Source organism: Streptosporangium sp. NPDC004379, assembly GCF_042873875.1.
Taxonomy (GTDB): Bacteria; Actinomycetota; Actinomycetes; order Streptosporangiales; family Streptosporangiaceae; genus Streptosporangium.
The window spans coordinates 122,284-139,687 of the sequence record NZ_JBIAMC010000004.1; the positions used below are offsets into that span (position 1 = coordinate 122,284).

Sequence of the window (17,404 nt, forward strand, 5' to 3'; positions counted from 1 at the left end):
CCACTGAACGATCGCTTGAACACCAAAGAAGAGAAAAGGGTCGGGGTGGGCTTCGCTTGGAGGCCACGCCCACCCCGGCCCGAGACGCCGGAAGGAAGCACCCGAGATGGAGCACTTCAACGGTTCCGACCACCCGCCTGTCTACCACGGCGCGTGCTCGCCGCGAGGTGAGATCGGAAGCAGTGGGGACGATTCGTCCTGGTAAATCGACCCGTCTCTCGCCAGGGAGGAGGTACGGACGCTGGCCGGCGGCCTGCCTCGCATGTTCGCGCTGGTCCAGGGGGTCGAGGAGGACGGCGAGGAGATCATCGCGAAGGTGGTGGCCTACGGGCTGGCCCTGCCGTGCGGCACGGCGGCGACCGTCGGCGTGGCCGACGGATTCGGCCGATGGAGGAGTGCCCACAGCGCCGCGTCCCGTCTCCGCGCCGGTCTCGTCTGGCTCGGAGACGACAGGTGACTGCGCTCCACTGACAGAGCCGTCATCAAGCGGATCCACGGTGCCGGCCGATCGGCGGGCTCAGGGCTCCTAACGAAAGTGGTGGACTTGACCTGGTCAGCGGGCGGTGTCGCGCACGAGGCCGCTTGGTGGCGGGACGCGGTCAGCCGCGCAATCGCACGTGATAAACCCGGTGACGTCGGCGATCACCCCCGGGATACTGGTCGCCCATGGATGAGGTCGAAATGGTCGTGGCCCATTCCGAGCGCGCGACCCTGCGCGTCGGCGACGTGTTCCTGAAAGTGGATGCCGATCAGGCGCGCATCGAGGTCGAGGTCGAGGCGATGGCCCTGGCGCCGGTCCCGACCCCGAAGGTCCTGTGGCACAAGCCGCCGGTGCTCGCGATCGCCGCAGTCCCGGGGACGGCGCTCGGCCGCCTCGGCGAGCCGTCGACCGCGTCCCCGGCGGCGTGGGCCGCGGCGGGCGCCGCCATCCGAAGGTTGCACGACGCGCCGTTGCCGCCCAGGCCCGGCCAGGCCGGCCGGGACCTCGACGAGTTGGCGGCGGATCTCGATGGCGAGTGCGAATGGCTCGTGACGAACGGCGTCCTGCCCGCCGACCTGGTCACCCGCAACCGCCAGGTCGCCGAGGCCGCGCTCCGGCCGTGGACACCGGTCTTCACGCACGGCGACCTGCAGATCGACCACGTGTTCGTCGACGGCGACGGGATCACGGGCATCATCGACTGGTCCGAGGCGGGCCAAGGTGATGCCCTGTACGACCTCGCCACCTTGACGCTTGGACACGAGGAGCACCTCGGCGACGTCGTCGCCGGCTACGGCACCGACGTCGACCCCGACGTGATCCGCGCGTGGTGGTCGTTGCGAAGCCTGCTGAATGTTCGCTGGCTGATCGAGCACGGCTTCGACCCGTTCGCGCCGGGCTGTGAGATCGACGTGCTGAGATCCCGGCTGTGAGGCTGCGCGGGCCCGACCGCTATGAGAAGTCCTAACGAAACGATCAGTGGATGAGGCGTCGCCGGCAGATGATGGCGACGGCGAGGGCCATGAAGGCTTCGTGGAGGTCGTCGCGAATCTCCCAGCGGATGCGCAGGCGGCGGAACCAATGCAACAGGGCGATCGTCTGCTCGATCACCAGCGATGCCCACCCAGGCCGGAACCGTGCGGGGTGCCACGGCGGGCGATGACCGGTTTGACCCCTGCGGCCCCGACCATCCGGCGGTAACAGGTGTAGAGCACGAACAAGATGCCCGCCAGGACCTTCCGGTTGTCCAGGCGTTTGCGGCCCGGATGATCTGTGCGGTGTGGCAAGACCGGCAACAACGGTTCGATGATGAGCAGGGCTGCGACGCGGTTCACGCTATGAGCAGGCGGAGGCCGAGATCCGCCGCGTCGAGGTCGGCGAGGTCGCGGTTGCGTTCGGCCCACCGGCCGGAGTCGAGGTCGTCGCGGAGGCTTCGCACCGCCCGCCGTTCGGCCTCGGGCCCGACCTTCGTCCACACCGACATCGCACGGCGCACGTGATCCTCCAGGTACGCCGCCGGCCGGCGCCAGTACGCCTCGAACAGGCCGTCGGCGCAGTCCCACGGGACGGGCACCGGCTCGGCGCGGGCGCCGATCGCGCCGGCCATCCCGGCGAGCGAGGGAAACCCCGCGAGGACGGCGGCGAACTCGGGCAGGTGGTCGCGGGTGAGCCAGAACCTGTCCTGCCATCCGGGCTCGTCGGTGTCGAAGGTGAGGACCACCACCCGGCGGGCCACGCGCCGCATCTCGCGCAGCCCCGCCATCGGGTCTCCCCAGTGGTGAACGGTGGAGACGGCCATCGCGGCGTCGAAGGACCGATCCTCGAACGGCAGGCTCTCCGCGAAGGCGGCCACGCACGGCGCCGCGCCGGCGGGTCGCTGCCCCCGCATGACCGCCGACGGCTCCACCGCGGTCACATCACGGTCAACGGGCTCGTAGGAGCCGGTGCCGGCGCCGACGTTCAGCACCGTTCGCGCGTCCCCGAGCGCGTCCCAGATCCGCGTGGCGATCCGCGGCTCGGTACGCCGTGTCACGGGGTAAGCGCCGCCGATCGCGTCGTACAGTCGCGCGCCGAGCATCTCCAGCTGCTCCTCCGGTGTCACCCTCAGTCCCTTCGCCCGCGCCTCAAGTTCCCTGTCGATGGCCATCACCATGGCGTCAGCGCGATCACGCCGCTCCAGCAACAGGCCGCGCAGCCGGCGCAGGTGCGCGACCGCGTCGGTGGACGGGTCGCCGACCAGTTCGGCGACCTCCCGCAGCCCGAATCCCAGCCGCCGATAGGCCAGCACCTCCCGCAGCCGCTCCACGTCGTCCGCCGAATAGGCCCGGTACCCGGCCGCGGTCCGCGCCGACGGCCGGACGAGCCCGATCTCGTCATAGTGATGCAGCGTGCGGACGCTCACGCCGGCCAGCCCGGCCACGTGCCCCACCGTCCAGTGATCCTCCACGGCACCGACTATGCGGCCTGACGCCACGTGAGGGTCAAGCGCCTCACCGCGGCAACAGGAGCCGGACGCGAAGGGGATCAGACACGGGGCTCGACCCCCTGGGGCCTTGGGCGCATGGAGCGCCGAGCGAGCGAGACTTCACCGGAGCCGTTCGCCGTCGCGCTGACGAACTCACCGCTGGAAGACGCCGGGGCGTCCCACGGATGAACGTTTCACCCGCGGTGGGACGGTGAGGACGCGGCAGCAGGGAGGCGGGCGGCAGGGGTGGACGGAGGCTTGACGGCGCCTCGGGCGTCGTATTCGCTCGCCTTCGGTGCCGTCGCCTTCCCCTCCTCGCGGAGAGGGTGTCGGCGCGGCACATGTGTTAGCGCTAACACCAGCCAGGACGTCCCATTCCCGGGTTGCGGCCCGGCCGGTCGCCGGTGGAGTGAGGCAGTCGCCTCGCCGCCGCGCGACCCCGGCATGAGCACCCCGGAGACGAGGAGGCACCATGCGACCACGTGGCCCCGTACGGCGACGCCCCGCCGGCGACGCCGGAGGTGATCACCGGGCTCCGGCGCGATCTCTCACGCGGCCCCTGCCTCGGCTGGTCGTCGCCATGCAGACGGTGGTCCTCGCCCTGGCGTCGGTGATGTGGGCCCTCCCGGACAGCGCCGCACGAGCGCTCGCCGTGCCAGCCATGCCCGCAGCGGCCGTCGCGGCGGTGGCCACGCCCCCCATGGGCTGGGCATCCTGGAACACCTTCGCCGCGCAGATCAACTACAACGTCATCAAAGCCCAGGCGGACGCGCTCGTGTCGTCGGGGATGAAGGACGCCGGCTACGAGTACGTCAACATCGACGAAGGCTGGTGGCAGGGAACACGGGACTCCTCGGGGAACATCACGGTCGACACGGCCGAATGGCCGGGCGGCATGAAGGCGATCGCCGACTACATCCACAGCAAGGGCCTCAAGGCGGGCATCTACACCGACGCCGGGCGCAACGGCTGCGGCTACTACTACCCGACCGGTCGCCCGGCCGCCCCCAACACCGGCAGCGAGGGCCACTACGACCAGGACTTCCTGCAGTTCTCCCGCTGGGGCTTCGACTTCGTCAAGGTCGACTGGTGCGGCGGCCAGGCCGAGGGGCTCGACGCCCGTGCCGCCTACCGGTCGATCAGCGCCGCGATCGACCGCGCCACCGAGCAGACCGGCAGGCCGCTGGTGCTGTCGGTCTGCAACTGGGGCGCCCAGAACCCGTGGGACTGGGCACCGGCCATCTCCACCATGTGGCGCACCAGCGGGGACATCATCTACTGGGGCCAGAACGCCTCGATGGACCGGGTGCTGGCCAACTTCGACTCCGCCCAGCACCCGAACGCGCAGAGTCCGGGCCACTACAACGACCCCGACATGCTCGTCGTCGGCATGAACGGCTTCTCGGCCGCGCAGAACCGTACGCACATGGGGCTGTGGGCGATCTCCGGAGCTCCGCTGCTGGCCGGCAACAACCTCGCCACGATGAGCGCCGACACCAGGGCGATCCTCACCAACAGGGAGGTGCTGGCCGTCGACCAGGACCCCCTCGGACGGCAGGGCGTGAAGGTGGCCGAGGACCAGAGCGGCCGTCAGGTGTACAGCAAGGTGCTGTCGGGGAACGGCCGGCGCGCGGTGCTCCTGCTGAACCGCACCACGTCCGCCGCGTCCGTCACCGCCCGCTGGTCCGACCTCGGCCTGAGCGGGGCGGCCACCGTACGGAATCTGTGGACCGGCGCCGACGCGGGCACCTTCACCGGAAGCTACACGATTTCCGTGCCCGCCCGTGAGGCGGTTCTGATCACCGTCGCCGGGACCACCGCCTCGCCCACGGCCACCCCCACCGTTCCCGCGCCGGGCACGATCCGGGGTGTGGCCTCCGGCAGGTGCCTGGACGTCAACGGCGTCTCCCAGGCCAACGGCGCGCAGGTGCAGATCTGGGACTGCAACGGCCAGAGCAACCAGCAGTGGGCCGCGACCGGCTCCGGCGAGCTGCGCGTCTACGGGAACAAGTGCCTCGACGTCAACGGCGCGGGCACCGCGGACGGCACCGGCGTGATCATCTGGGACTGCAACGGCCAGAGCAACCAGAAGTGGCGCTTCAACTCCGACGGCACCATCACGGCCGTCGGCGCGAACAAGTGCCTGGACGTGTCGAACAACGGCACCGCCAACGGCACGAAGGCGCAGATCTGGTCGTGCAACGGCCAGAACAACCAGAAATGGACCCGCGCCTGACCGGCGCGACACGCTGACCCGCCTCCGCCGGGACGACCGCGTCCCGGCGGAGGCGAGGCCCACCTGTTCTCCCGGGCAGCCAGGCCGAGGCGATGATCGTTTCGGGAGGAGCCGGTGAGATGCCCGCCGGGGTCCCGGTGCCGAACACCGGAACAGGCGGCCGGGGTGATCCCGCCGGTCGGGCCGTGAGGCAGGTGCCGACATGGCTCGACCCCCCGCGGCCTTGGGCGCACGGAGGGCCGAGCGATCGAGACTTTACCGGAGGCCGTTCGCCATCGCGGTGACCAGCTCACCGTTGGTGGTGTCGCCGCTGGTCTCCCAGAAGAAGGCGCCGCCCAGACCCTGGTTCTTGGCGTAGCTCATCTTGCCGGCGATGGTGGTCGGAGTGTCGTAGCTCCACCACTGGCCGCTGCAGAAGCCGTAGGCGGTGCCGGCGACGGTGCCGGTGACCGGGCACTTGCTCTTGAGGACCTTGTAGTCCTCGATGCCCGCCTCGTAGGTGCCGGGGGCGGCCCCGGTGGCGGTGCCGCCGGGCGCGGCCTGGGTCACGCCGGTCCAGCCGCGGCCGTAGAAGCCGACGCCGAGGAGGAGCTTGGAGGCCGGGACGCCCTTGGCCTTCAGCTTCTGGATCGCGGCGTCGGAGTTGAAGCCCTCCTTGGGGATGCCGGTGTAGGAGGTGAGCGGCGAGTGCGGAGCCGTCGGGCCCTTCGCGTCCCAGGCACCGAAGTAGTCGTAGGTCATCGGCATGATCCAGTTGAGGTTCGACGCCGCGCCCGCGTAGTCGGCGACGTCGAGCTTGCCGCCGGAGGAGCCGTCGGCGGTGATCGCCGCGGTGACCAGCGCGCTGGAGCCGAACTTGGCCCGCACCGCGGAGACCACGTTCTTGAAGGCGTTCGGGCCGCTGGTGTCACAGGTCAGGCCACAGGCGTTGGGGTACTCCCAGTCGAGGTCGATGCCGTCGAAGACGTCGGCCCAGCGCGGGTCCTCCACCAGGTTGTAGCAGGACTCGGCGAACGCCGCCGGGTTGGCCGCCGCCTGGGTGAACCCGCCGGACCAGGTCCAGCCGCCGAATGACCAGATGACCTTCAGGTGCGGGTAGGCCTTCTTGAGCTTGCGGAGCTGGTTGAAGTTGCCGCGCAGCGGCTGGTCCCAGGTGTCGGCGACGCCGTCCACGCTCTGGTCGGCGGTGTACGCCTTGTCGTAGTCGGCGTAGGAGTCGCCGATCGTGCACCGGCCGCCCGTGGTGTTGCCGAACGCGTACAGGATGTGGGTCAGCTTCGCCGCGGTGCCGCTGGTGGCGATGTTCTTCACGTGGTAATTGCGGCCGTAGACGCCCCACTGGGTGAAGTAGCCGACGAGCTTCTTGCTCCCCGGGGTGCCGGGGTCGTCGGTCGGGGTGACCGTGGGGGTCGCGGTCGGGGTGGCGGTGGGGGTCGCCGTGGGCGTCGCGGTCGGGGTGACCGTCGGGGTCGCCGTGGGGGAGGGGTCCACGGGGCCGCCGCCGCAGGGGGCGCCGTTGAGCTTGCAGTTCAGCACGCCGGACAGCCCGCCCGGCGCGCCGTTGAAGCCGAAGCTCACCGAGGCGCCCGCGGCCAGGGCGCCGTTCCACGACTTGTTGACGAAGGTGTAGTGGCTGCCGCTCTTCGCCATGTCGGCGTCCCAGGCCGAGGAGATCGAGTTGGCGGCCGGCAGGTCGAACTCGACCTTCCAGCTGGTCAGGGGGCTCGTGCCCGCCTTGACGGTGACCTTGCCCTCGAAACCGGTGCCCCAGTCCGAGGCGGTCACGTAGGTGGCGGTGGCCGGGGTGGCGGCCGTCGCTGTGCCGATCCCAACGGGGACGAGCAGCGCGGCCGCGGCGATGAAGGAGCCGATGGTGAGTCTTCGCAAGGGTCGCTCCAGGTCAGAGAGTTCCTAGCCCCCGTACATATAGGAAAGTTTCCTATTGATTAACAGAGCGTAGGTTCCCGTTGCCCCGGGGTCAATGCCCTGTTCGCATCCTCGTGGCCGGGTGCGGCCTGCCGGGGACCGTCCGGAAACGCCGAACGGGCCGGCCACAACCTGTGTGACCGGCCCGTTCGCGCCACGGGGGCGGCGGCCGGGGCCGCCGGAGACGGTGAGAAGAGAGTCGGAAAAACTTACCGGCCGCTGTCGGGCCGGCTCGCGGTCTCCGGGACCGCCGGCCCCGCGGCCGCCTCCGGGGTCCCGGCCGGGGCTTCCATGATCACGCCCTCGCCGCCCCCGGTGACCGCGACGGTCTCCGGAACCGCCGGCTCCGCGGCGACCTCCGAAGCCGCCGGCTCCGCGACGGTCTCCGACGCCACCGATTCCGCGACGGTCTCCGACGCCGCGGGCTCCGCGTCCGGAGGCGGGACGTCGCCGATGGCGGTCTCCTCGGCCAGGACCTCCTCGGCCACCTCCTCCACCACGGCCGCCGCCGCGGTCAGCGCGGCCGCGGCCTCGCCGGCCGGATCCTCGACGCGTTCCCCGGCGTGCCGGAGCCAGACGGCGCCCAGCGGCGGGACGCGCAGCCGTGCCGAGTACGGCTGGCCGTGCCAGGACTCCTCGACCGCCTCCACCGTGCCGAAGTTCCCCACCCCGCTGCCGGCGTACTCGTAGGCGTCGGTGTTGAGCACCTCCTCCCACGCGCCTCCCCACGGCAGGCCGAGACGGTAGTCGTCGTGCGGCGCGCCGGAGAAGTTGACCACGCAGGCGACGGCCGAGCCGTCCGGCGCCAGGCGGAGGAACGACAGCGCGTTGCCCTGCGCGTCGTCGGCGTCGATCCAGCGGAAGCCGTCGGGGGAGACGTCCTGCGTCCACAGCGCCGGGGTCTCCCGGTAGACGCGGTTCAGGTCGCGCACCAGCCGCTGCACGCCCCGGTGCAGGTCGAAGTCGAGCATCCACCAGTCGAGCCCGCGCGTCTCCGACCACTCCGAGCCCTGGCCGAACTCCCCGCCCATGAACAGCAGCTGCTTGCCGGGGTGGGCCCACATGTAGGCGAACAGCGCGCGCAGGTTGGCGAACCGCTGCCACTCGTCGCCGGGCATCTTGCCGAGGAGCGACCCCTTGCCGTGGACCACCTCGTCGTGCGACAGCGGCAGCACGAAGTTCTCCGAGTAGGCGTACATCAGGGAGAACGTCATCTGGTGGTGGTGGTACTGCCGGAAGACCGGCTCGTGCGCGAGGTAGGCGAGGCTGTCGTGCATCCAGCCCATGTTCCACTTGAACCCGAACCCGAGGCCGCCCAGGTGCGCCGGCCGCGAGACGCCGGGCCAGGCCGTCGACTCCTCGGCGATGGTGACGATCCCCGGCTGGTCGCGGTAGACGACCGCGTTCATCTCCTTGAGGAACTCCACCGCGTCGAGGTTCTCCCGCCCGCCGTACTGGTTGGGCGTCCACTCGCCCTCGCGCCGCGAGTAGTCGAGGTAGAGCATGGAGGCGACCGCGTCCACCCGCAGCCCGTCGATGTGGAACTCGCGCAGCCAGTACAGCGCATTGGCGACCAGGAAGTTGCGCACCTCCCGGCGGCCGAAGTCGAAGACGTAGGTGCCCCAGTCGGGGTGCTCGCCCCTGTGCGGGTCGCCGTGCTCGTACAGCGGCGTCCCGTCGAACCGCGCCAGCGCCCACTCGTCCTTCGGGAAGTGCGCGGGCACCCAGTCGACCAGCACCCCGATGCCCGCCCGGTGCAGGCTGTCCACCAGGTGGCGGAACTCGTCGGGCGTGCCGAACCGGGAGGTCGGCGCGTAGTAGGACGTCACCTGGTAGCCCCACGAGCCGCCGAACGGGTGCTCGGCCACCGGCATGAGCTCCACGTGCGTGAACCCCATGTCCGACACGTAGTCGACCAGCTGGGTGGCCAGTTCGCGGTAGGACAGGCCCGGCCGCCACGACCCGAGGTGCACCTCGTAGACGCTCATCGGCTCCTTCACCGCGACGCGCCCGTCCCGGCGGCGCATCCACTCGGCGTCCTGCCACTCGTGGTACGAGGCGTCGACCACCGAGGCCGTCGCGGGCGGCACCTCGGTGCGCCGGGCCATCGGGTCGGCCTTGGCCCGCCAGACGCTGTCGGCGCCCAGGACGGAGAACTTGTACCGCTCGCCCTCACCCAGGCCGGGGACGAACAGCTCCCACACCCCTGAGGAGCCCAGCGACCGCATCGGGTGGCCCGAGCCGTCCCAGTGGTTGAAGTCGCCGATCACCCGGACGCCCCGCGCGTTCGGCGCCCACACGGCGAAGGCCACGCCGTCGGTGTCCTCGTGCCGCATGATCCGGGCGCCGAGCACCTCCCACAGCCGTTCGTGACGCCCCTCGCCGATCAGGTGCAGGTCCACCTCGCCCAGCGTGGGCCAGTGCCGGTAGGGATCGGTCATCTCGTACGGCTCGGCCCCGGCGTAGGAGACCCGGAACCGGTAGTCGGGGACCTTGTCCAGCCCGGGGAGCGTCACCTCGAAGACCCCGTACGCCACGTGCTCCATGTCGTGGACCTGGTCGTCCAGTACGAGCTGGACCTTCTGCGCCAGGGGACGCAGCGCCCGGACCGTCACGCCTTTCGGCCCGGGATGCGCCCCGAGGATCGAGTGCGGGTCGTGGTGTGCCCCTCCCGCCAGGCGGTTCAGGTCCAGGTGCGCGTTCATGGATCACTCCCGTAGCTCGGTGTCCCCTACCCTGCCCTCCCCGGGCACCTCAACCCATGCCCTTGTCCGCTATCACCATGCGTGTCGGATAAACGTGGGAGACGCAGGCGGGGAAGTCCGTTCGTCCGTTGCCGGCTGCCCACTGCCTGGTCGTAGCGTCCCACCCGGCGGACGCCGCCCGCAAAACCCGCCGCGCCCTTCACGACGTCCACCGCGTACTTCCCGGTCTCCGCCGCGCACTTCGCCGGGTCCGCCGTACGGCGGGCACCGCCACCGGGGTACGGCGGACGGCATCCCCGGGGTGCGGCCGGAGCCACCGCCGGGGTACGGCGGGCGCCGCCACCGGAGTAGGGCGGACGGCATCCCCGGGGTGCGGCGCGCGGTATCCCCGGGGTGCGGCCGGCGCCGCCGTCAGGCGGGCTCGGCGCAGTCTCCGGCCGCGGTCTCGATGCGGGCCGTCACCTGGGTCGACAGTCGTTCGAGCGCGGTGACCTGCTCGGCGGTGAGCCCCTCGAAGAACAGGCTCCGGACCGCCTCGACGTGCCCGGGGGCCGCGGTGGTGATGGCCTCGCGGCCGGCGTCGGTGAGCACGACGAACGCCCCCCGGCCGTCCTCGGGGCACTCCTCGCGGCCGATTAGGCCGCGGCGCTGCATCCGGGTCAGGTGGTGCGACAGGCGGCTCTGCTCCCACTGCAGCTCGCGCTGGAGCTCGAAGGGCCGCAGCCGTCCGTCCGGGGTGTCGGTGAGCTCGACGAGCACGCCGTAGTCGGCCAGGGAGAGGCCGGAGTCGGCCTGCAACTGCCGGTTGAGCAGGGCCGTCAGCTGCCCGTGCATCCGGATGTACGCCCGCCAGGCGCGCTGCTCGTCCTCGCGGAGCCATTGAGGGCTGTCCATGCGTCCCACCCTACCCAAGTGGATGACATGTCATCAGGATTGCGGAATGAATGATGTGTCATGTACGTTGTGGGCGTGTGAATGACACGTCATCCAACCGGATGGCGGATCCAGAAGGAGACAGAGCCATGACCGTCACCACCACCGACTTCGCCAAGCTCACCGGCACCTACACCATCGACCCGGCCCACAGCCGCATCGGGTTCGTCGCCCGGCACGCGATGGTGACGAAGGTCCGCGGCGCGTTCAACGAGTTCGACGGCACCGCCGTGATCAACGGTGAGGACCCGTCCGCCTCGTCCGCCAGGGTCGTCATCAAGGCCGCCAGCATCGACACCCGCAACGCCCAGCGCGACGAGCACCTGCGGAGCAACGACTTCCTGGCCATGGAGGAGCACCCGGAGATCACCTTCGTCTCCACCGCCGTCCGCCAGACCGGCGAGACCGAGTTCGACCTGACCGGCGACCTCACCATCAAGGGCCTCACCAACCAGGTGACGATCCCCTTCACCTACGAGGGCACGGCGGCCGACCCGTTCGGCAACCTGCGCGTCGGCTTCGAGGGCTCGGTGACGATCAACCGCAAGGACTACGGCGTCACCTGGAACGCCGCCCTGGAGACCGGCGGCGTGCTGGTCGGCGACAAGATCGTCCTGGAGTTCGAGATCTCCGCCATCAAGAACGCCTGACACCCCGGCCTCCGGCGCCCTGGAGAACCCTCCGCCGCTCGCCGCGCCCCGGCAGGCCGTCCAGGGCCGACGCGCCGGAGAACCGCACGGCGCCCGCCCCATCTCACCGAGTCTTCCGAGATCAGCAGCACAATCCGTCCCGGAAAGGGGAAACCATGACCATCACCCCGCCCACCCCGGCCGTGGACATCCGCCGCGCCGACGAGCGGTTCGCCACCAAGATCAGCTGGCTGGACTCCAAGCACTCGTTCTCCTTCGGCGGGCACTACGACGAGGCCAACACCCACCACGGGGTGCTGCTGGTCAACAACGACGACGTCGTGCACCCGGGCACCGGGTTCGACACCCATCCGCACCGTGACATGGAGATCGTCACCTGGGTGCTGCGCGGCTCCCTCGTCCACCAGGACTCCGAGGGCCACAACGGCGTCATCTATCCGGGGCTGGCCCAGCGGATGAGCGCGGGCACCGGCATCCTGCACTCGGAGAAGAACGACTCCTGGCGGCTCTCCGGCGACGTCCACGACGAGCCGGTGCACTTCGTGCAGATGTGGGTGGTGCCCGACGAGCCCGGCATCGCCCCCGGCTACGAGCAGCTGGAGATCGAGGGCGAACTGCTGGCCGGCGGCCTGGTCCCGGTCGCCTCGGGCATGCCCCAGCACGAAGGGGCCACGGCCATCCGTATCAAGAACCGCTATGCCGCCCTGCACGCCGCCCGCCTGGAGCCCGGCCGGAGCGTCGAACTCCCCGAGGCGCCGTTCCTGCACCTGTTCGTGCCCAGAGGAACGGTCACCCTCGAAGGCGCCGGAGCCCTCGGCCAGGGCGACGCCGTCCGCTTCACCGCGACCGGCGGGCAGCGGGTCACGGCCGTGGAGCCCGCGGAGATCCTGGTGTGGGAGATGCACGCGGCCCTCGCCGCCTGAGCCGCCGGGTGCCCTGAGCCACCGGGCGCCTGAGCCGCCCGAACGACCGGACCCGGGACCGCCGTCCCGGGTCGGCCGGTCCCGGATCGCGACGCGCCGGACGGAGCGGGATGATGAGTGAACACCGAGCAGGGGAGCCGTGAACGCCGTGAACATGGAGCAGACAGAACCGCGGGTCGCCGACAACCCGGAGGCCGGCCGCTTCGAGGTCGTCGTGGACGGGGAGGTCGCCGGGTTCGCCGAGTACCGGCGGGCCGGGGACAGGCGGTCCTTCACCCACACGGAGGTGGACCCGCGCTTCGAGGGACGCGGCTTCGGCTCGGTCCTGGTGCGCGGAGCCCTCGACGCCACCCGCGCCGCCGGGCTGTCGGTGCTGCCGTTCTGCCCGTTCGTCCGCCGCTACATCGAGCGCCACCCGGACTACCTGGACCTCGTGCCCTCAGACCAGCGGGCCCGCTTCGGCCTCCCCGCCGATGAGCCGGACCGGCCGGCCGCGCCGTAGGGTTCGCCCGTGACCTCCCCTCGGTGCCGAACGGAGAACCTCGCGTCGATGCGCGGGGTTCCGGCCCGGCGCCCGACCCCACAGCCGGAAGGACCGAACCCGAGATGAGCGATCCCGGTCGAGACGCGGACCAGGCGGTGTACGGCTGCGCGGTCGCCGAGGTGCCCGAGCCGGAGAGCGTCCTCCTTCCCGGGCACGACGTGCCGCTGGGCCGCTACACCACGGTGCGGCGGCTGCTGCCGCAGCGTCCGCGCCGCATGGTCGGAGCCTGGTGCTTCGTCGACCACTTCGGTCCGGACGACGTCGCGGGCCGGCCCGGCATGCAGATCGCCCCGCACCCGCACACCGGCCTGCAGACCGTCACCTGGCTGGTCGAGGGCGAGATCATGCACCGCGACAGCCTCGGCAGCGCCCAGCCGATCACGCCGGGACAGCTCAACCTGATGACGGCGGGCCACGGCATCGCCCACTCCGAACAGTCGCCCCCCGACCATCCGCCGGTCATGCACGGGCTCCAGTTGTGGATCGCGCTGCCCGAGGACGCCCGCCACGGCGAGGCCCGCTTCGAGCACCACCCTGCCCTGCCGACGCTGCGCGACGGGGACGCGACCGTCACCGTCGTGGCGGGCGAGCTGGGCGGCGTACGGTCGCCCGCGCTGGTGCACACCCCGCTGGTCGGCGCGGAGGTGCTGCTGCCCGCCGGCGGACGGTGCCGGATCCCGCTGGACCCGGCGTTCGAGAACGCCGTCCTGGTCATGTCCGGCGCCGCGACCGTCACCGGCACGGCCCCGGAACCCCGCGCGTCCTCGCAACCCGGCACGGCCCCGGAACTCCGCGGCTCTCTGGAACCCCGCGTGTCCTCGGAACCCGGCACGGTCCCGGAACCCCCTGTATCTGCGGAACCCGGAACGGCCCTCGCGCCCGGTTCGCTGCTGTATCTCGGGCGGGGACGCTCCGAGATCTCCGTCGAGGCCGCCGGGGAGACCAGGCTGTTCCTGATCGGCGGCGAGCCGTTCGAGGAACCGCTGGTGATGTGGTGGAACTTCGTGGGACGCACCCACGAGGAGATCCTCCGGGCCCGCGACGAGTGGATGCGGGGCGACCGCCGATTCGGCACGGTGGACGGTTGTGACGACGATCCGCTCCCGGCGCCGGTGATGCCCACCGTCCGCCTCAAGGCCCGAGACCGCCACGGCCGTACCCTCGGCTGACGCGCCGGGCGGTTCGCGTCGTCCTCGCCGCACCGCCGGTTGGTGCGCCGGAGCGATTCACGTCGTCTCGGCGGCACCCTCGGCCGACGTGCCGGAGCGGCTCCCGCCGTCCCGGCCGCGCTCTCGGCCGACGTGCCGGAGCGGCTCCCGCCGTCCCGGCCGCGCTCTCGGCCGACGTGCCGGGGCGGTTCGCGTCGTCTCGGCGGGAACCGCCCGGTTCGGGGAAGCGGTGCTCAGTAGGGGTTCTTGGCCGTCACGTCGCGGGGTGTGATGCGGAAGCCCTGCCAGTGGGTCGGCATGGTGTCGCCGTCCTCGTCGCGGGCGACGTGGTGGTAGTCGACGTTGACCCAGACCACCGGGTCGGTGATCCGCTCCCCGTTGACGTAGCGGTCCACGGACGTGGCGCAGCCGGGTGAGGGGTTGGTGGTCGCCAGCCGTTCGCAGGCGCGGTACTGGGTGACGTAGAGGTCGGCCTGGGTGAACTTCTCGTTCGCCGGACCGCGGTACTGGGAGCTCTCGGTGTTGTTGATCTCCCAGGAGACGGGGTGCCCGTCGGCGTTGCGGACCTGGGGATCGACCACCCGCCACCAGCGCATCGGGCTGTTGACGGCCTTGCCCTCCCGGGTGAACGCGGTGTGGGAGATCTTCCGCTTGGCCGTGCCGGACCCGGAGAAGTCGTACTGCTCGACGACGTCGTCCTGCCTGCCCTGGATGTCGAAGTCGAGGCGCCAGAAGATGTTGTGGCTGTGGCTCTCCTCGAACGTCGCGCGGCCCACCCCGATGGGCCAGCCGTGCTCGGGGGTGGTGGTGAACCCCGACAGCGCGCCGGTCGCGCCCACCCGGGGGGTGATCGCGCCGTCGTCGGAGAAGCCCCACTCGACGAGGTAGGTGTACCAGCCGACCTGGAAGGCGGAGAACACCACCAGCTCGCGCCCCTGGGCCGTCCTGGCCGGCTCCCCGTCGCCGCCCTTGAGGTAGGCGTGGCCGCGAGGCCGGGTCGTCACGCAGACGAACTGCCCGCGCCGCTCGCCGCCGGGGCAGTCGGCGGCCTGGAGCGGGACGGCGGTGGCGCCGAGGGCGCCGATGTCGTGGTAGCGCGGGGTGCCGCTGTCGTAGGGCACGTGGATCTGGGCCAGCGCGGCGGTGCGCAGCACGCTGACCTGCCGGCCGCCCCTGGGCGTGTAGACGACCTTGTTCAGCGTCAGCCCCTCGACGTTGCGCATCTCCCAGCACATCTGCCAGCGCGCGCCGTTCGGCAGGGCCTGGTCGATCCGGTACGGCGTGCCGCACTGCGCGGCCGGAGCCTGCGCGGCGGCCGGTGTCCGGGTGACCGCCGCCTGCGCGCCGGTCCGCCCGCCGGTGACGGGAAGCAGCGCGAGGGGGAGGAGCAGTGCCCCGAGCACGCCGGACCGGAACGCCCGCCGGGACGAGGCCCCAGGCTTCCGCCGGAGCGGTGACCGGATCGCCGCGCGGGTGAGGAGCCCGGACGCCGCGCGGGTGAGGAGCCCGGACGCCGCGCGGGTGAGGAGCCCGGACGCCCCGCGGGTGAGGGGCCGGGGCGCCGGGAGGGTGAGGAGACGGGGGAGGGCCGGGGGGAGGGGCACGGTCACCATTCCAGGGTGTGGATCTTCTTGGCGGACAGGTCGACGACGATCCGGCTGGTGTCCAGCCAGGTGCCGTCGGGAAGCCGGACGAACAGCCGTACGCACCGGTGCGTGTCGCACTGCGCGGCCCCGCCGGCCTCCTCCTGCGCCGGGGTGAAGATCAGCCCCCGCACGCCCAGGTCGGACGGCGACCGCAGCTCACGGCCACCCGCCTGGGCGAAGGACCGCCGTACGACGGGGCCGTACCGGGGGTCGGCCAGCAGCAGCCCGACGGCCCGTGACTCCTCGACCTTGGAGGGAGGCGGCTGCACACCCTGCTTCACCGTCTCCTCCACGACCTTCCGCAGGCCGATGTCCACCTTCCGCACGATGAGCCGGTCGGACCCGTAGTCGTACAGGTAGGCGTCGGCCTGGCGTCGCTCCTCGGCGTCCTTGTCGTCGTCGCGTTCGACGTAGAGCAGATCGACCCGGCCGGCGGCCATGTGGGCCCGCGAGCCGGCCGAGGCCACCGCGCTCGCCAGCGCGACCTCCTGACCGGTCAGCGGGTCTCCGGGGGCGGGCGTCCGCACCGCCGTCCGCGCGGCCTGCGACCCCTGCTCGCCGGGCAGGAACAGCACCGCCGCCACCGCGGCGGACACCAGCCCCGCGGCGGCGACCGCCACGGTGGTCCGTCGTCGTCCCATGAGCGCCTTCTTTACGGATTGTTGACCTGTAACTGCGAAGGGTAATCGATGTGACGCCTCCGGTCGGGCCGGACGGCGCATTGTCCTGTTGATCGGTATTGCTGGTTTTGTGCGTTCAGCGGCCGCTGCCGGACGGTCTCTCTCGCATGGTCCGCCGCTTCCCGCCGGGCGACCATGACCGGACGCGTTACCTCCCGTATCCCGCCCCGCGGGTTCCGGGAGCCGAGCCCCGGGAGTCAAGCCCCGGGAGCCGAGAGCCGCACCCCGGGAGCCGGGCCGTACGGCGGATAACCGGTTGGCCGCGGGTCGCGGCCGGTGAATACTGCCCGGATGTTCTCCGACGCAGACGCCGCCGCGCTGTACGACCTGACGAATCCCTGGGACGCCGCACGGTACCCTTCCGACGCCTTCTACGACGACCTCGTGATGGCGGCCGACGCCGTGCTCGACGTCGGCTGCGGCACCGGTTCGATGCTGCGCCACGCCCGCGAGAGCGGGCACTCCGGACGGCTCGCCGGGATCGACCCGGACCGCGCCGCGCTGGAGCGGGCCCGGCGGCGGACCGACGTCGAGTGGCACGAGGGCACCGCCGCCGACATCTCCTGGGACCGGGAGTTCGACCTGGCGACGATGACGAGCAACGCGTTCCAGTGCCTCGTGGACGACGACGAACTGCGCGCGTCGCTGACCGCGATCCGTACGGCGCTGCGCGACGGCGGCCGGTTCGCGTTCGAGACGCGTCATCCGCAGGCGCGGGCCTGGGAGGACTGGAATCCCGGCAACGCCGGCGACGTCGTGGACGCCTCCGGCCGCGCCCTGCGCGTGTGGCACGAGGTCGAGTCGGTGGCCGGCGACGTCGTGACGTTCACCGAGACGACCGCCGAGCCGGACGGCGCCGTCCTGCGCGTCGACCGGACGAGCCTGCGCTTCCTGGACGTGCCGACTCTGAACGTCTTCCTGGCCGAGGCGGGTCTCGCCGTGGAGGAGCAGTACGGCGACTGGTTCCGCGGCCCCGTCGCCGGCGACAGCCGCGTGATCGTCACCATCGCCCGCCGGACCTGAACCGGGCGACCCGGGCGACCCGGG

General features: G+C 71.6%; 16 protein-coding genes. 8 read left to right on the plus strand and 8 right to left on the minus strand.

Annotated features, from left to right (window positions below; genetic code table 11):
- Positions 1-262: 262 nt before the first annotated feature.
- Positions 263-457 (plus strand): hypothetical protein, encoded by a 195-nt coding sequence (locus tag ACFYSC_RS10550; RefSeq protein ID WP_389959546.1) that lies wholly within the window; start codon positions 263-265, stop codon positions 455-457.
- Positions 458-666: 209 nt separating this feature from the next.
- Positions 667-1,413 carry a phosphotransferase family protein gene (locus ACFYSC_RS10555; protein ID WP_389959548.1) on the plus strand — a complete coding sequence of 249 codons (747 nt, stop codon included), beginning with the start codon at positions 667-669 and terminating at the stop codon, positions 1,411-1,413.
- Between the two features lie 43 nt (positions 1,414-1,456).
- On the opposite strand, the gene ACFYSC_RS10560 is transcribed toward ACFYSC_RS10555, so the two are convergent.
- Genes ACFYSC_RS10560 through ACFYSC_RS10570 form a run of 3 tightly spaced genes read right to left on the minus strand, consistent with a single transcriptional unit; the run spans position 1,457 to position 2,927 of the window.
- Positions 1,457-1,591 carry a hypothetical protein gene (locus ACFYSC_RS10560; protein ID WP_389959550.1) on the minus strand — a complete coding sequence of 45 codons (135 nt, stop codon included), beginning with the start codon at positions 1,589-1,591 and terminating at the stop codon, positions 1,457-1,459.
- Complete coding sequence (locus ACFYSC_RS10565; protein WP_389959553.1) at positions 1,588-1,815, minus strand: hypothetical protein; 228 nt, start codon at positions 1,813-1,815, stop codon at positions 1,588-1,590. Before ACFYSC_RS10565 ends, ACFYSC_RS10560 begins: the two co-directional genes overlap by 4 nt.
- The gene (locus ACFYSC_RS10570) at positions 1,812-2,927 is read right to left on the minus strand and encodes a MerR family transcriptional regulator (RefSeq protein WP_389959555.1); all 1,116 of its coding nucleotides are present in this window, start codon (positions 2,925-2,927) and stop codon (positions 1,812-1,814) included. Before ACFYSC_RS10570 ends, ACFYSC_RS10565 begins: the two co-directional genes overlap by 4 nt.
- A gap of 598 nt (positions 2,928-3,525) precedes the next feature.
- On the opposite strand from ACFYSC_RS10570, the gene ACFYSC_RS10575 reads away from it, so the two are divergent.
- On the plus strand, positions 3,526-5,181 hold the full coding sequence (locus ACFYSC_RS10575) for a glycoside hydrolase family 27 protein (protein ID WP_389959558.1): 1,656 nt from the start codon (positions 3,526-3,528) through the stop codon (positions 5,179-5,181).
- 255 nt (positions 5,182-5,436) lie between these two features.
- Here ACFYSC_RS10575 and ACFYSC_RS10580 read toward each other — a convergent pair whose 3' ends face one another.
- From ACFYSC_RS10580 to ACFYSC_RS10590, 3 genes are all read right to left on the minus strand, one after another.
- On the minus strand, positions 5,437-7,068 hold the full coding sequence (locus tag ACFYSC_RS10580) for a glycosyl hydrolase family 18 protein (RefSeq protein ID WP_389959560.1): 1,632 nt from the start codon (positions 7,066-7,068) through the stop codon (positions 5,437-5,439).
- Between the two features lie 248 nt (positions 7,069-7,316).
- Positions 7,317-9,812, minus strand: coding sequence for a 1,4-alpha-glucan branching protein GlgB (gene glgB, locus ACFYSC_RS10585; protein ID WP_389959563.1), 2,496 nt, complete (start codon positions 9,810-9,812; stop codon positions 7,317-7,319).
- Positions 9,813-10,223: 411 nt separating this feature from the next.
- Positions 10,224-10,706 carry a MarR family winged helix-turn-helix transcriptional regulator gene (locus ACFYSC_RS10590; RefSeq protein WP_389959565.1) on the minus strand — a complete coding sequence of 161 codons (483 nt, stop codon included), beginning with the start codon at positions 10,704-10,706 and terminating at the stop codon, positions 10,224-10,226.
- A 128-nt stretch (positions 10,707-10,834) separates the two neighbouring features.
- Between ACFYSC_RS10590 and ACFYSC_RS10595 the strand changes: the two genes are divergently transcribed.
- The 4 genes from ACFYSC_RS10595 (at position 10,835) to ACFYSC_RS10610 (ending at position 14,031) form a co-directional block, all read left to right on the plus strand.
- On the plus strand, positions 10,835-11,395 hold the full coding sequence (locus ACFYSC_RS10595) for a YceI family protein (RefSeq protein ID WP_389959568.1): 561 nt from the start codon (positions 10,835-10,837) through the stop codon (positions 11,393-11,395).
- Positions 11,396-11,550: 155 nt separating this feature from the next.
- Complete coding sequence (locus ACFYSC_RS10600; RefSeq protein ID WP_389959571.1) at positions 11,551-12,318, plus strand: pirin family protein; 768 nt, start codon at positions 11,551-11,553, stop codon at positions 12,316-12,318.
- Positions 12,319-12,472: 154 nt separating this feature from the next.
- Entirely contained in the window at positions 12,473-12,820 is a 348-nt protein-coding gene (locus tag ACFYSC_RS10605) for a GNAT family N-acetyltransferase (RefSeq protein ID WP_389959574.1), read from the plus strand.
- Positions 12,821-12,924: 104 nt separating this feature from the next.
- Positions 12,925-14,031, plus strand: coding sequence for a pirin family protein (locus ACFYSC_RS10610; protein WP_389959577.1), 1,107 nt, complete (start codon positions 12,925-12,927; stop codon positions 14,029-14,031).
- 233 nt (positions 14,032-14,264) lie between these two features.
- Here the strand turns inward: ACFYSC_RS10610 and ACFYSC_RS10615 are convergent, their stop codons facing one another.
- Together ACFYSC_RS10615 and ACFYSC_RS10620 are read right to left on the minus strand one after the other, a co-directional pair.
- A complete protein-coding gene (locus tag ACFYSC_RS10615) occupies positions 14,265-15,641 on the minus strand; it encodes a copper amine oxidase (RefSeq protein ID WP_389959579.1) in 1,377 nt (458 codons plus the stop codon).
- Positions 15,638-16,318 carry a hypothetical protein gene (locus ACFYSC_RS10620; protein WP_389959582.1) on the minus strand — a complete coding sequence of 227 codons (681 nt, stop codon included), beginning with the start codon at positions 16,316-16,318 and terminating at the stop codon, positions 15,638-15,640. The genes ACFYSC_RS10615 and ACFYSC_RS10620 overlap by 4 nt, the downstream gene beginning before the upstream one ends.
- Positions 16,319-16,648: 330 nt before the next feature.
- Between ACFYSC_RS10620 and ACFYSC_RS10625 the strand changes: the two genes are divergently transcribed.
- A complete protein-coding gene (locus ACFYSC_RS10625; protein ID WP_389959584.1) occupies positions 16,649-17,380 on the plus strand; it encodes a class I SAM-dependent methyltransferase in 732 nt (243 codons plus the stop codon).
- Positions 17,381-17,404 lie beyond the last annotated feature (24 nt).